The sequence below is a fragment of the Shewanella sp. VK101 genome, assembly GCF_056497865.1.
Genome location: NZ_CM151402.1, coordinates 223,277 through 237,500, shown reverse-complemented (window position 1 = coordinate 237,500; position 14,224 = coordinate 223,277). Strand labels below are relative to the sequence as shown.

Here is a 14,224-nt window from a genome sequence, read left to right as displayed (position 1 = left end):
TGAAAGTTCGTGAAGCCAAATCACAAGATTCAGATAAGCAGGAATAGTCGTTCTATGTCATCACGCTGGTCGAGGCCTTGGCCGTTTGAGTAAAACCATACTCGGCCAGCGTTGATTTCAATCCTTCGGTAATTTTCTCACTGGTGTAAAAGGCCCACTCACTATCTGCTTGTTGTGAGGCAGTCGGCTCCTGCTGATATTGCAGCAGACTCTTTACCCGTTTCGCTATCGCCTCGCCGGAGTCCAATAGTTCAACATCATCACCCAGTATTTGTTGTAGCTCAGGCTTCAGCATAGGGAAGTGCGTACAACCAAGCACAAGCACATCCAGTTCACTGTAGATAACAGGTTGCAGTAACTTCTTTATTGCTGCGACATCTATAGCCAGCCCAGCCGCCTTAGCCTCCGCAAGCAGCACCAGTTCAGAACAGCCAAAGAGCTCTACCTGGCAATCACAGGCAAAGTGGTTGATCAACTCTTTGGTGTAAGCCCTTTTGACCGTGCCAGGTGTGGCCAACAAACCTATATGCTTGCGTTTGGAGATGGCTGCCGCCGGTTTAATAGCCGGGACAACACCTACAACCGGGATTGTCAGCTGAGCTCTCAACTCGGGAAGTACCAAGGTACTGGCTGTATTACAGGCAATGACCACTATCGCGGCATCTATCTGCTTGGCCATGGTCACAACTAAATCCACGCATCCGCTTATCAACTCGGCTTCCGCCAACTCACCATAAGGCAAGCGCGCGTTATCAAACAGATAGCAATACTTTCTCTGTGGTAATAGCTTGCGGATCTCCCCAAGCACAGACAAGCCACCTATGCCTGAGTCAAAAACCAATATGGGTCGCGACAAATTGTGCCTCTAAGCGATATACAAAGGGTGTCGTGGCTTGAAGCCACAACGGCGGATGAAACGCTATTTTTTCATAGCTTGGACAAAAGCACAAAGGTGCGAAACTGGACATCAGCGCCACGTAGTATAATATTTGCGCCCCGTTTGAAGCCAAGAGTGAATATTATGAATTTAGAAGCAATGGACCCAAGTCAATATGATGCGCAGCTGGAACAAAAGCGCCTCAAACTGGAACAGGCCTTTGCCCGCTTCACTCCACCGGCACTCGAAGTGTTTCCCTCAGCGCAGCAACACTACCGCATGAGAGCAGAATTTCGGGTTTGGCATGACGGGGAAGATCTCTACTACTATATGTTTGACCAACAGCAAAAAGCCAAGGTTCGTTGCGATCAGTTTCTGCCCGCCAGCGCTTTAATCAATCAGATGATGCCGGCACTGATGGCCGAGCTGCGCCCCAACAGCATACTGAGACACAAGCTGTTTCAAGTAGACTTCCTCTCTACTCTGTCTGGCGAGATTTTGGTGTCACTGCTGTATCACAAGCAGTTGGATGATAACTGGCTCAATGAAGCCAAGGCGTTGAAACAGAGACTCGAGAAAGAGTTCAAGGTCGACATCATAGGTCGAGCCCGCAAGCAAAAGTTTGTGTTGGACAGAGATTTCGTCATCGAACGTCTGCAAGTCAACCAGCAGGAATACATCTATAAACAAGTGGAAAACAGCTTCACCCAGCCCAATGCCCAAGTGGCAACCAAGATGTTGGAGTGGGCGATAGACTGTACCCGTCACAGTAGTGGCGATCTGCTTGAGCTTTATTGTGGCAACGGTAACTTCTCTATCGCCCTAGCACAAAACTTCAACAAGGTGCTGGCAACCGAGTTAGCTAAACCCTCGGTCGATTCCGCTCAATACAATATTGAGCAAAATGGCACTGAGAACCTGCAGATCATTCGTATGTCGGCGGAGGAGTTTACCCAGGCCATGACGGGGGAGCGTAGCTTCAGGCGTCTGGAAGGAATTGACCTCAAGAGTTACGACTGCAACACCATCTTCGTTGATCCACCGCGAGCCGGCCTAGATCCCGATACTGTCAATCTGGTGCAGGGCTATGAGTCCATCCTCTATATTTCCTGCAACCCGCAAACCCTGGCCGACAATCTCGAACAGTTGAGTCACACTCACGAGATCAAACGCTTTGCCCTGTTTGATCAGTTCCCTTATACCGACCACATGGAAGCGGGCGTATTGCTTTCCAGGAAAAGCCTATAGATTAGGATGAGACTGGTGTAGCAAGCCCAATAAGACACTAACCGATAGGATAAAAGACTCCAGAACCTGCAAAGCTACTAGCAAAACGGCTTTGCTGGCGCTGCATAAGCGTCACCTTCCAGTTCTCCTCTCCTTTTTAACTGCAGTTAAATAGGGGAGGACTACCAAAGCAACTCAAAGAGATGTGGGACAGCACAGATGAAGCTGACGCCTAGCTCAATGGAACCTCTGGAGGCAACAAGTCAGAAAGAGCGGTATCAGGCCGTTACTCCAATTTGGCCAGTGTCTTAAAAACCATCTTCATGGCATAGTTGCTTCTGCGGCTCATCCGTTACACACCTGCCAACTGGAAGGTATGAACAACAAATCAAACTACGGAAGCGAATGGGCTATGGCCACCGGGATACCGAATACTCCTTTCTGGAAGTCAGAGTGGCATTCCCCAGAGATCCGCGATGAACCAAACAAAAGGGCCCCGAAAGGCCCTTTTGTTTTGGCAAATGTTTATCAGCGGCTATCACGCTTTTGCTGCAATGCTTCTGCGCCCGTTGCCACCATTCGCAGCTGAGTCACCAGTCGGTCGGCCAGAATCTTGCGATCGGCACGTTTCATATCCAGGGCGGCGGCGCCGGCATTGAACACCAGAGTCACCAATGCCTCGGCCTGTGCCCTGGCCAACTCAGGGCTGCGGCCGGCTGTGTCCTCGGTGTAGTGCGCCAGTTCCGAGATAAAGTGTTCAATCTCCCGCGCCACGGCGGCACGAAAGGCGGCCGAGGTGCCTGAGCGCTCATGCAGCAGGATCCTGAATACGTTGGGATTGGATTCCAGTACTTCCATAAAGGTGTCGACCGAGATACGGATAACACTGCCGCCGGCTTCGGCGCGCTGACGTCCCTTACGCATCATCTGTCTCAGCGTCAGGCCACCTTCATCGACCATGGTCAGCCCCAGTTCATTCATATCCTTGAAATGACGGTAGAAAGAGGTTGGCGCTATATTGGCTTCCCTGGCCACTTCCCTAAGACTCAGGCTGGAAAAACTGCGCTCGGCACTCAGTTGATTGAATGCTGCATCCACCAAGGCGCGGCGGGTTTTCTCTTTCTGCTGTGCTCTGATACCCATCTTTATTCCATTCACTGGATCTGTTGCGCAAATAATACAGGCTTTACTCAATAATCACATCCTCGGCTGGTGTCACTGTGATTGTGCTCCAATAGCAACTTAGCGTACACTTGTTAGCTTAAAGCGTTTTGGAAGTCATCATAATGAAAAAACCTCCCCTCATCTGGACCAACCTGATCCTCTTCCTGCTGACGTTTGCCGGTGCCTGTATTCTGGTGCCTTGGCGAGGCATCAGCCATGGCTTTGAGCTCAGCGAGTGGTTCACCTTCGTACTGTTGGCCTTCGCCAGTGGTTTGTCTATCACCGCCGGTTACCATAGGTTGTGGTCACATAAGGCTTATAAGGCTCACCCGGCCGTGCGTTTCCTGTTTGCCCTGGGCGGTGCGCTGGCGTTGCAGAACAGTGCCTTGCATTGGGCTTCGGATCACCGTATCCATCACAAGCATGTGGATGACAATGACAAGGATCCCTACTCAGCGAACATGGGTTTCTGGTACAGCCATATTGGTTGGATGCTCAGGGAATATCAGGCACAACGTTATCACGACTATAACAACGTCAGAGACCTGCAAAACGATGCCATAGTCATGTGGCAGCATAAGCATTATCTGCTGCTGGCGCTATTGATGAATGTGGGCCTCCCCGCTCTGCTTGGTTGGTTGAACGGCGATATCCTGTCGATGTTGCTGCTGGCTGGGCTGCTCCGCTTGGTGGTAGTGCATCACTGCACCTTTTTTATAAACTCGTTGGCGCATATCTGGGGTAAGCAACCCTATACAGACCGTAACACCGCCCGAGACAACGGTGTGCTGGCACTGTTTACTTATGGTGAGGGTTACCATAACTTCCACCATATCTTTGAAAACGATTACCGCAATGGTATCCACTGGTGGCATTACGACCCCACCAAGTGGTTGATCCGTTTCCTGTCCTGGTTTGGCCTGACCAAAGACCTGCGCAAGAGCCCTCAGGAGCGCATCGAAGCCGCCAAACTGCAGATGCAACTCAAGCGCGCCCAGAATAAGGTGGCCCATCTGCCCAATTGCGAGGAAATCCTGGAAAAGCTGCAGGCAGAATACGAGGAATTGAAGAGCCACTTGCTGGCCTACTTTGAAGCCAAGAAGGCGCTGCTTGAGGCCCGCAAGCAGCAGTTGGCGGATAAGCATCTGCTGTCTCAGGTGGCGGAAATGCGTTTACGTTTTCGCGCCCAACGAAAACAATGGCGCCAACTGCGAGCCAGCATAGCCTAAAACCTTGTCGTAGCCTCCCAAGGCCTGGCGATCGGCTTAACAGAATTTACCTGAGTTGTGAAACGGTCGGCTTGTACTGCGGCCGTTTCTGTTTATGATCAGGGGTTATTTCAATCACTCAGGGACCCGGCTATGTCAGATCAGTCAGTAAAACTCACGGAATACAGCCACGGCGCAGGTTGCGGTTGCAAGATTTCTCCCAAAGTCCTCAGCACCATTTTGGCGTCTCAACTGCCGGACTTTAAAGATCCCCGCCTGTTGGTCGGCAACCAGAGCCGGGATGATGCGGCCGTGTATCAGTTGGATGATCACACGGGCATTATCAGCACCACAGACTTCTTTATGCCGATAGTCGATGACCCTTTCACTTTCGGCCGTATCGCTGCCACCAATGCCATCAGCGATATCTATGCCATGGGCGGCAAGCCTATTATGGCAATTGCCATTCTCGGCTGGCCGGTGAACAAGCTGTCACCCGAGATTGCCCAGCAGGTAGTGGATGGCGGACGCCAAGCCTGCATGGATGCCGGGATCATGCTGGCCGGAGGCCATAGCATAGACGCGCCTGAGCCTATTTTCGGCCTGGCAGTCACCGGCACAGTGGCGCTGGAGCACCTCAAGCAGAACGATACCGCCAAGGCGGGTGACAAGCTCTATCTCACCAAACCTCTGGGAATTGGCATACTGACCACGGCACAAAAGCAGAAGAAGCTGGCGCCACAGGACGTCAATATCGCCCCCGAAGCTATGTGCCAACTCAATAAGATAGGTGCCGAAGTCGCCAAGATAAGCGCGGTTCACGCCATGACAGATGTGACGGGCTTTGGTCTGGCAGGCCACCTGCTGGAAATGTGTCAGGGTTCCAACCTCAAGGCCAGCATAGATACTGCCAAACTGCCGTTGCTGGAAAAAGCCTCCGAGTATCTGGCTATGGGCTGTATCCCGGGCGGCACCCACAGAAACTTTGACAGCTACGGTGAGCACCTCCCCGAGGTTTCCGAGCAACAAAAAGCCTTACTGTGCGATCCGCAAACCAGCGGCGGCTTACTTATCGCCGTCGGCGCCGAGGGTGAGGCAGAACTGCAGCAACTGCTGACCGGTCAAGGGCTGGAGCTACACTGCATAGGTGCGCTCGACTGCCGCGACGATAGTCAGCAGTGGGTGGAGCTTATATGAGTCGACAGATAATCGCGCCTGCAGAGTACCGGGAGATCTTCCTATCCGATCGTCCCCTGGTCGATCTGCGGGCGCCGGTTGAGTTTGCCAAGGGTGCCTTTCCTGCCAGCACCAACCTGCCATTGATGAACGACAGCGAAAGGCAGAAGGTGGGCACCTGTTATAAAGAGCATGGACAGGCTGCCGCCATAGAGCTCGGCCATTCGCTGGTCAAAGGCAAGATCAAGGCCGCACGTATTCAAGCCTGGCTGGATTTCTTCAGCGCCCACCCTGATGCCAACCTCTACTGTTTTCGGGGTGGTCTGAGATCTCAGCTGACCCAGCAATGGATCCGCGAGGCCGGTCTTGAAGTGCCCTATATTCAGGGCGGCTACAAAGCGATGCGCCAATACCTTATCGATACCATAGATAACACCCCGCAGCAGCAACAGTTGTTGATCCTCAGCGGTATTACCGGCTCAGGCAAGACAGAGTTTATTCTCAGTCGCAGCGAGTCAGTGGATCTGGAGGGCACTGCCAATCACAGAGGGTCGAGCTTTGGCAAGAATGTCACGCCGCAGCCCAGTCAGATCAATTTTGAAAACAGCTTGGCTCGGGAACTGTTGAGGCATCAAGAGAGGCAAGAGTCCTGCCTGCTGCTGGAAGATGAAAGCTTCCTGATTGGCCGCCGCGCCATACCCAAAGTCTTCTTCAGTGCCATGCAACAGGCCCAGGTATTGGTGCTGGAAGAGCCACTGGAGGCCAGACTCCCTCGCCTTCTGGATGAGTATGTGCACAAGATGCAGCGGGGTTTTGAACAGCATTATGGCGCCGAAGAAGGCATGGCGGTGTTCGGCGCCTATCTGCGTCAGAGTGTCGAGGGCATACGTAAGCGCCTTGGGCACCAGCAAACTGATCAACTGTTGCAGTTGGTCGACTCAAGCTTGCAGACCCAGCTGCAGCGCAACACTACAGAGCAACATCTGGAGTGGATCTCACTGCTGCTGGAGAAGTATTACGACCCCATGTATCAGTACCAGCTGGAGAAAAAGGCCGAGCGGATCATCTTCCGCGGTGACCGCCAGGCCATTCATCAGTGGCTGGATGAGAGGCGGTCAAACCGCTCCGAATGAATTCAAAAGCAAGAGAGATTCAATCCGAAGAGCCCGGCAACTGCCGGGCTCTGTCCGTTATCTCCTACCTTCCTCAACAGCAATACCGCTCAGCTGTCGGGTTTGGCCAGCAGATCGGCTACCCGCTGCTGCAGTGAGTGACGGCTCTCTTCTGCGCCGGGTACCTGAGATGCAATATTGACCTTAAGCCTTGACCAGAAACGTCTTGGTCGGGTCGTCAGGGCATGTCCATCTTTGTGGCTAAAGAAAGATCCCCACAAACCTTTGAGCGCCATAGGCACCACAGGCACAGGATCCTTTGCCAGTATCTGTTCGATACCGGGCCGAAACTCATGCAACTCACCATCGGGAGACAACCTGCCCTCAGGGAAAATACACACCAACTCTTCATTGGCCAGCGCCTGGTGGATACGCTCGAAGGCCCGGGTATAGGTATCAATGCACTTTTTCGGTGAGCAGATAGGGATCACCCCGGCATGGCGGAACAGATACTTGAGCAAGGGCATTTCACTTATGCTCTTGTCCATCACAAAGCGCACCGGACGAGTGGATGCTCCCAGCAGCACCAAGGCATCGACGTAACTGACATGGTTACACACCAGCACGGCGGCCCCCTGCTTGGGAATGTTTTCCCGGCCTTCAACCTTGAGACGATACAACAAATGGCTCAGCAAGTAACTGATAAACCTCAGCGTAAACTCAGGCACCTGGCTATAGACATACAACGCCACCACGGCGTTGAATACCGCCAACAGAGTAAATAACTGAGGAATCGATAGGCCGACCAGCTCCAGCAATATTATCGACAATATCGCCGAGCACACCATAAACAGGGCATTGACTATATTATTGGCGGCTATGGCCTGGGCACATTCACCGGGGGCCGATCGCGACTGAATAAAGGCATACAGAGGCACAATAAACAGGCCGCCACTGACCCCTACCATAAACAGTGCGAACATCAGCCTGAAGTGTTCACTGCGGCCGACAAACTCGGCTATGTCGTAAAGATATCCCGCCGGCAGTTGGCTGTAGTCAGGAATGGCCCACAGCAGATCCAGGCCAAAGAAGGTTAACCCTGCTACCCCGAAAGGCAGCAACCCCAGCTCTACATGGCCAAAGGAGAAGCGTTCGCAGACAAAAGAGCCGACCGCAATACCTATGGAAAACAGCGCCAACAGCAGCGACACCACAGTGGCGTCCGAGTGCAGCGAGCCTCTGGCAAAATTGGGGAACTGGGTCAGGTAGGTGGCACCCAAAAACCAGAACCAGCTTATCGCCAGAATCGCCATCCAGATTGACGGCGTTTGCCGTACCCGCTTGATACTGGCCAAAGTACCGGACAAGGGGGCAAAGCGTACCTTGTCTATCGGCAACGGCGCCGGCAGTGATGGAATCGCCCGGCTGGAGAGGAAACCGGCCAAGGCCAGCATACATACAGTTATCGCCGCCCACATCAGGCCGTTGTCACTGGTTACCAGCAGCCCGGCACTCAGGGTGCCTATCAAAATTGACAGGAAGGTGCCCATCTCTACCCAGGCATTACCAGTTACCAACTCATCCTCTCTAAGCGCCTGCGGCAGCAGCGAGTATTTTACCGGACCAAAGTAGGCCGATTGGGTGCCGGTAAGAAACAGCAGCAGCAACATCAACAGATAGCTTTGCGCCATAATCGCCGCGGCGGCGCAGGACATGATGATAAGCTCCAGCAGCTTTAACCTGCGGATCATCAGCGCCTTGTCCATATTGTCGGCCACCATGCCCGCATGGGCGGAAAACAGAAAGAAAGGCAGGATGAAGATCCCTGCCGCCAGATTGACAAACAGATCGACACTCATCGGCAGGTTATCGACCTGGCTGTAGGTCACCAGCAGCAGCAACACATTCTTGTAGATGTTGTCGTTGAGCGCCCCCAAACATTGAGTGGCGAAATAGGGTAAAAATCGTTTGCTCAGGAACATGCTCCCTCCTCCTGTTGCATTGCCGTCCACCACAAGTGCACCTGAAATGTCAGTAACTGCAACCAAGAAGCCTGACTGAAAAGCTTATCGTCCAGCGCCAGGCCGGTCAGCCCATGGATACTGCTCCAGAAGCTGCGACTGGCGAGTGCCAGCTTGGATGAGGACAAGTTTGGCAACAAGTCACCGAGTTGCTGCTCGAGTAAACCTATCAGCTCGGCAATCAACTGTTGTTGCGATTCGGGCAGAGGTTCTTCCGGCCCCAGATGTAAGGCAAACACCAAACGAAATGCCTGTGGTTGGTTATGGGCAAACTCGGCATAGGCCTTACCTAACGCCAACAGCTGCTGCTCACCGGATGTGAATGTTTGTCCGCACACCAACTGCATTTGCTCAAGCAGACGCCCCAAGACCCTGGCGGATACACTCAAGAGCAGATAGTTATAGCTACCAAAGAGGTTGATTAGGGTACTGGGGGCATAGCCCACTTGGGAGGCGATCCGCCTAAGACTCAGGCTGGTATATTCCTCCTGCGTCAACAACTGCTCGACGGCATCCAGTGCCATGAGGCGGATCTCTTGATGACTGTGTTCCTTGCGTCTTGCCATAGTGTCCATTCCTGAGAAGAGATGGCAGCAGACTAACAGCCTTCAAAATAAAAAACAATGTTCACAATATGATATTTTTTAGACACCCGTGCTGAATACCATTAATTAACCTTGGAAAATATCTTCAAAAAAAGCTAGCGAAAATCGGGCGATCAGCCTCTGGAGCACAAGAGCCCCGAGCGTATCAGGGCTCCAGCACAAAGGCGCACGGGGCAAAACAAGCAGGAAATGGATTCAAAGGTTTGGGAATATGGCTCTATATTGAATCGAAGGGCGTTTTCAACCACGGCCCAGGCGCGTTCACTCAAACCACAAGTGCCAGCCTATTGACCTTGCCAGCGCAGCAGCAACCTGTGCTCACCGACGCCGAAATAGTCGGCTTCCAGCCCCAGGTTTTCAAACCCCATGCGGCTGTAGAGATGGCGGGCGGGATTATCCGGCGCTACCGTCAGTAACAGTTCATCGACACCATGGCGGCAGTCTTCCAGGCACGTACTGAGCAAGCTTTTGCCTATCCCTCGGCCCTGCTGCGCAGGAGACACGGCCAGTGACAGCAACCAGTGTCGCCCCGGCTGTTCACCGCTCACCCGCAGCAGATAACCGGCCAGTTTCCCGTCGACAAAGGCCCCCAGAAAACCTGTGGGCCAGGCATCCAGTGCTTGACGGAAGAAGAAGTCCGGGTAGCAGTGCTCACCGAAGGTTGCCAACTCCAAGGCCAATACGGCATCCAGATCGGCTCTGGATATTGGTCTTATCTGCATCCGATTAATCTCCGGCCAGTATCTTGTCCCACTCAAGGTTAGGGGAGCCGACCACGATAAAGTTGGGGTTTTCCAGCGATTCGTGCTCGTTGTAGGTCAAGGGCTGCAGCTCGGTATCCATCAACTGGCCACCGGCTTCTTCTATGATAATCTGCGCCGCCCCTGTGTCCCATTCACCCGTGGGGCCCACCCGCACATAGCAATCTGCCCTGCCCTCTGCGACCAGGCAGCTCTTGAGTGCCGCACCGCCGAGCACCACGAGTTCACAATGCTTGGGTTGGTTGAACAGCTTGAGCACAGACTGAGGGTCCTGACGCCGACTGACCGCCAGGCGCAACGAATTGTCCTGCTCTTTCGGCAACTGCTTACTGTGAATTCTCAGCTCTGCCTGGAGGGTACGTTTGTAAGCGCCAAGACCTGCTATGGCGTAGTAACATACTTCAGTCATGGGCACATAAACCACACCCATGATCGGGCGGTTATGCTCAACCAGGGCAATGATGACCGAGAAGTCGCCGCTGCCGGCGATGAACTCTCCGGTACCATCCAAGGGATCTACCAGCCAGTAGCGGCGCCACTGGCTACGCTCAGAGAGGGGAATATCGGCGGCTTCCTCGGACAAAACCGGGATCTCCGGGGTCAGCGCCTTTAAGCTGCTGCAGATAATCTCATGGGCCGCGATGTCGGCCGAAGTGACAGGGGTGTTGTCTTCCTTGGTTTCCTTGCTGAAACTGCCTTGTTGGTAGATCTGGCGAATTTTCTGTCCCGCTTCCGTTGCAATGACAATAACGTGATCTATCAACTCTTCTGGCTTCATAACTACTCCAAACGCCTTCCATCGGATAAGCAAAAGTCAGTGGCCGGGTGTGGCCAATTTTTTAGGGTGACTCAGTCAGTTTCAGCTGTTTCATCGCCAAAAACAAGGCGCTGACGCTGCGTCCTTCTGAAAAATCATTCATATCCAGCAGTTCTTGCCAACGCTCCAGGGGCCAGGGAACCAGTTCTATCGGTTCAGGTTCATCGCCTTCCAGGCGACTCTCGTAGAGATCTTCGGCCAGGAAAATCTGCATCTTACTGGCGAAATACCCGGGAGCCAGGCTTAACTCTTTCAGTTTAGTCAGTTTGCGGGCGCCATAGCCTATCTCTTCCTGCAATTCACGGTTGGCGGCTTCGGCGGCTGTCTCTCCCGGGTCGATCAGTCCCTTGGGGAATCCCAGCTCATAGTTATGGGTACCCGCGGCATACTCGCTGCCCAGCAGTAACCATTCACCATTGAGAACCGGCACCACCATCACGGCGCCGCGGCTGGCGCCTTTCATCCGTTCGTAGTGGCGTTCCTCTTGATTGGAGAAACGCAGATGTACCTGTTCTATTTGAAACAGACGACTGCGGGCAACAACTTCGGTGTGCAATATTTCCGGCTTCTTCTGCCGCTCTGTCATAGAGGCCTCTGACGCTGACAAACTGAAAATGTGACTCAGGCTACAATGTTATACCAATTCACACGAAATAACAGAGCCGCGGAGTTTGTCTGGGCGGTGGGAATTTTCAGATTAGTCCAAGCGCTGGCGGGTTACCGCAGGGGTTTTAAACGGGAAAGCTCAACTGAACAAACGGCAGCCGAGAGAACCCCGGCTGCCAGCCTCTTTAAAGGCCCGGGATCTTGCCGTTGTAATTGATAGGGAAATATCCCTGGGCATCTCGCTTGCCCAGAAATGGCAAAGCTTTTTTCAGATCTTCAGACTGAGCCTGAGTCTCACGAATGCGGGCTTTGACCTCAAGTTGTTCATTGGCCTTGAGCAGCAAGGTGCCGGCCACGCCTATGGCGTTTTTCTCTTCATCGGTCGCCAGTTGTACCTGACCGGCAACACACTGCAGACCGAGTTCTATGTCTCCCAAAGGATACTGGCCAAACTGATTCCTGATGCCGACCCGGTTGAGAAAGACTTTGCCGCTGAGCGCCTCACACCAAGGCTGCCCCTGCGCCAGGGTGTCGAGCAACACTGAGATATCACCGCTTACCTGAGTGCGAAATGGCAGACGACTGCCGGCCATTAAAAACTCGGCCGGAGCTTCAAAACGCAGCTTCTCGGCGCTGATACCGCCGGCAGCCAAGGTGACTTGGCCCTTGGCATTGACGGCACTGGCGCGGCTGCCCAATTGGAAGTCCAGTTTGGCTCTGCCGGTCAGCAGCGCCCAGGGGCTGAGCTCCCAACTCAGTTGCTCCAACTGACGTTGCTGCAATTTAATCACATCGATACTGCCACTCCAGATGGTGCCGCTGACACCGCCAAGCTGCAAATTGGCCGGCAGCGGGGCCAGCGAAACAGCCAAGCGTGCAGGGAAGAGTGCCAGCATAAACGCCAGGTAGATCAGCACACAGAGTATTATTTTACTAATCAGTTTCAAGACAACACCTTACGACTGAGATAACTGGATTCGTCTGACTTTCACCATGCCAGGGCTATCACCTTCGGCCAGATCCAGGCTATCCAGCGACAAGCCCTGTTTCTGTACCAGATCACCAAGATAGGAGATCAGGCTATCGAAGGGCACTTCATCCATCCAGATCTGGATCTGTTTTCCCTGCGGTGCCATGCGGGTGATCTCCAGGTCATAGCTGGCGGCGCTCTGGGTCACCACAGTACTGAGACTCCCCTTGAGAGCCGGTCTATTACCGCTCTGTTTGATACCGGCAATCTTATTGGCCGTCTGTTTCACAAAGCTGAGCATCTGGGTCTGAGCATTGAGGCTATTCTGCGCCTTCTGCTCGGCATTGCTTATCGGTGTCCAGATCCCCCAGTAAAGGATGCCAACAGCCACTATCACCGCCATGGCAGCGACCAGCTGTTGCTCCCTCTGTGCCAGTGATTCCCACCAGTTACGCAAATTTTCCATTTATTTGCTCCTTAGGGTCAGGGTACTGGTGACCGCATTTTCAGTACTGTTCATCGCCCCGCCCTCGAGACGGAATTTACGCCCGGCCAGCTCTTTAAACTGCTCTATCTGGGCATAGCTCTTGGCCGTCACCTGCATACGAATTTCACTGCGTCCGGCATCAAACCTCAGGCTGTTGGGCTTGAGATCCGGCACTTGTTTGAAAGCACCTTCGAGCCCATCCAGCATGGCAAAGAACTCACCACCCGAACCACTGCCCTGCAGGGTTCTGAGTTGAGATTCCAGCTGCGACCGCAAGTTAACTATCCGCGAACTACCGGGAACCACCTGACGATAAATACTTTCGCTCTGGGCCCTCAGTTCATCGGCCTCTGTCTGCATCTGATGTATGTTCAGCCCCTTGTTGACCAAACCGAGCAGCAGCGCGACAGCGGCGACGATAGCCACCCGCTTCCATAACAGCAGGTGCTTGCTGTATTCACGCTTGGGAACATAGGGGCCGGACAGCAGATTGATAGGCGACTTGTGTAGCCCCTTGGCCAACACCAGCATGGGCATTTCCAGTGGCATCTGCCGACACTCAAGCTCTGGCCATTGAAATTCGGTATAGCAGGCCAGACTCGGCGCCGTTTGCTGCTCTTCGAGCAACCCGGGCAGCAAGGGCTGCAGCCAGTCCTTGGGCATACTCATACCCATGCCTTCGCCGGTACGCAGCAACAGCTGATCTTCATAGGCCATCAGGGCCCAGTCACAGTATTCCCGTTCCAGTGCCAGACAATCCGGCACCATTTTACGCACCTTGAGCCCGGCCTCATCCAACCAGGAGAGCCAGTTTTGCATCTGCTCATGAGCAACCACAGCCACACTCAGGCTCTCGCCATCGCGGGGACCAACCACAAAGTGCAGTTCATCAACATTTTGGGCCAGGGTGTCTTCAAGCAGGAAAGGCAATGCCTTTAGAGCCTGGCGTTGCCCCTTCTCCGGCAGATTAACCGAAGTGAGCTGAAGGGCACTGGCCGGCACCAGTACGTCGACCGGGCGATTACCGGCTCGCTGCGCCAGAGTCTCCAGTGACCGCGCATCAGCCAGCTCTCCCGAGGCAATAATCTCCTGTTCCTGCTCAGACCATACGACCCAGGCGCAGGGCGAGCCCAGGTTTTTGCCTAAACGGATAAATAAGCGTTCACTCACTATTGTTCTCCACAATCCCTGGC

Annotated in this window: 15 protein-coding genes and 1 pseudogene (1 of these 16 only partly in view); 6 read left to right on the top strand and 10 right to left on the bottom strand. The window is 53.6% G+C overall.

Annotated features, from left to right (window positions below):
* Positions 1 to 47 carry the end of an RNA recognition motif domain-containing protein gene (locus tag ACSHSR_RS01075; protein ID WP_025010662.1) on the top strand. Its footprint begins 403 nt before the window's first position, so only the last 47 of its 450 coding nucleotides appear in the window; its start codon lies beyond the left edge, outside the window; its stop codon occupies positions 45 to 47.
* A gap of 5 nt (positions 48 to 52) precedes the next feature.
* On the opposite strand, the gene murI is transcribed toward ACSHSR_RS01075, so the two are convergent.
* On the bottom strand, positions 53 to 856 hold the full coding sequence (gene murI, locus ACSHSR_RS01070; RefSeq protein WP_107111710.1) for a glutamate racemase: 804 nt from the start codon (positions 854 to 856) through the stop codon (positions 53 to 55).
* Positions 857 to 1,021: 165 nt separating this feature from the next.
* Between murI and trmA the strand changes: the two genes are divergently transcribed.
* Positions 1,022 to 2,125, top strand: a complete 1,104-nt coding sequence (trmA, locus tag ACSHSR_RS01065; RefSeq protein ID WP_215794132.1) for a tRNA (uridine(54)-C5)-methyltransferase TrmA — start codon at positions 1,022 to 1,024, stop codon at positions 2,123 to 2,125.
* A gap of 229 nt (positions 2,126 to 2,354) precedes the next feature.
* Positions 2,355 to 2,693: pseudogene (locus ACSHSR_RS01060) on the top strand (transposase); the annotation flags it as partial.
* On the opposite strand, the gene fabR reads toward ACSHSR_RS01060, so the two are convergent.
* Positions 2,633 to 3,247: an HTH-type transcriptional repressor FabR gene (fabR, locus tag ACSHSR_RS01055; RefSeq protein ID WP_025010659.1), complete on the bottom strand. Its 615-nt coding sequence runs from the start codon at positions 3,245 to 3,247 to the stop codon at positions 2,633 to 2,635. The pseudogene ACSHSR_RS01060 and the gene fabR sit on opposite strands and share 61 nt — an antisense overlap.
* Before the next feature lie 143 nt (positions 3,248 to 3,390).
* Here fabR and ACSHSR_RS01050 point away from each other — a divergent pair, with 143 nt between their 5' ends.
* The 3 genes from ACSHSR_RS01050 to mnmH all read left to right on the top strand — a co-directional run bounded on the left by ACSHSR_RS01050 (position 3,391) and on the right by mnmH (position 6,785).
* Positions 3,391 to 4,497, top strand: a complete 1,107-nt coding sequence (locus ACSHSR_RS01050; RefSeq protein WP_044733367.1) for an acyl-CoA desaturase — start codon at positions 3,391 to 3,393, stop codon at positions 4,495 to 4,497.
* A 132-nt stretch (positions 4,498 to 4,629) separates the two neighbouring features.
* Positions 4,630 to 5,673 (top strand): selenide, water dikinase SelD, encoded by a 1,044-nt coding sequence (selD, locus tag ACSHSR_RS01045; RefSeq protein WP_045283933.1) that lies wholly within the window; start codon positions 4,630 to 4,632, stop codon positions 5,671 to 5,673.
* Entirely contained in the window at positions 5,670 to 6,785 is a 1,116-nt protein-coding gene (gene mnmH, locus ACSHSR_RS01040) for a tRNA 2-selenouridine(34) synthase MnmH (RefSeq protein ID WP_025010657.1), read from the top strand. Before selD ends, mnmH begins: the two co-directional genes overlap by 4 nt.
* An 89-nt stretch (positions 6,786 to 6,874) precedes the next feature.
* On the opposite strand, the gene ACSHSR_RS01035 is transcribed toward mnmH, so the two are convergent.
* The 8 genes from ACSHSR_RS01035 to gspL form a co-directional block, all read right to left on the bottom strand.
* Positions 6,875 to 8,746: an MFS transporter gene (locus ACSHSR_RS01035; protein ID WP_101060225.1), complete on the bottom strand. Its 1,872-nt coding sequence runs from the start codon at positions 8,744 to 8,746 to the stop codon at positions 6,875 to 6,877.
* Complete coding sequence (locus ACSHSR_RS01030; RefSeq protein WP_167716717.1) at positions 8,737 to 9,351, bottom strand: TetR/AcrR family transcriptional regulator; 615 nt, start codon at positions 9,349 to 9,351, stop codon at positions 8,737 to 8,739. The genes ACSHSR_RS01035 and ACSHSR_RS01030 overlap by 10 nt, the downstream gene beginning before the upstream one ends.
* Before the next feature lie 323 nt (positions 9,352 to 9,674).
* Positions 9,675 to 10,112 (bottom strand): GNAT family N-acetyltransferase, encoded by a 438-nt coding sequence (locus ACSHSR_RS01025; RefSeq protein ID WP_107005981.1) that lies wholly within the window; start codon positions 10,110 to 10,112, stop codon positions 9,675 to 9,677.
* A 4-nt stretch (positions 10,113 to 10,116) separates the two neighbouring features.
* Positions 10,117 to 10,929 (bottom strand): 3'(2'),5'-bisphosphate nucleotidase CysQ, encoded by an 813-nt coding sequence (cysQ, locus tag ACSHSR_RS01020; RefSeq protein WP_107111712.1) that lies wholly within the window; start codon positions 10,927 to 10,929, stop codon positions 10,117 to 10,119.
* Positions 10,930 to 10,990: 61 nt separating this feature from the next.
* On the bottom strand, positions 10,991 to 11,554 hold the full coding sequence (nudE, locus tag ACSHSR_RS01015) for an ADP compounds hydrolase NudE (RefSeq protein ID WP_025010652.1): 564 nt from the start codon (positions 11,552 to 11,554) through the stop codon (positions 10,991 to 10,993).
* Positions 11,555 to 11,759: 205 nt separating this feature from the next.
* Entirely contained in the window at positions 11,760 to 12,521 is a 762-nt protein-coding gene (locus ACSHSR_RS01010; RefSeq protein WP_071238913.1) for a type II secretion system protein N, read from the bottom strand.
* Positions 12,522 to 12,530: 9 nt separating this feature from the next.
* Positions 12,531 to 13,010 carry a type II secretion system protein M gene (locus ACSHSR_RS01005; protein ID WP_025010651.1) on the bottom strand — a complete coding sequence of 160 codons (480 nt, stop codon included), beginning with the start codon at positions 13,008 to 13,010 and terminating at the stop codon, positions 12,531 to 12,533.
* The gene (gspL, locus tag ACSHSR_RS01000) at positions 13,011 to 14,201 is read right to left on the bottom strand and encodes a type II secretion system protein GspL (RefSeq protein ID WP_071238912.1); all 1,191 of its coding nucleotides are present in this window, start codon (positions 14,199 to 14,201) and stop codon (positions 13,011 to 13,013) included. It abuts the gene before it with no gap.
* Between the last annotated feature and the right edge of the window lie 23 nt (positions 14,202 to 14,224).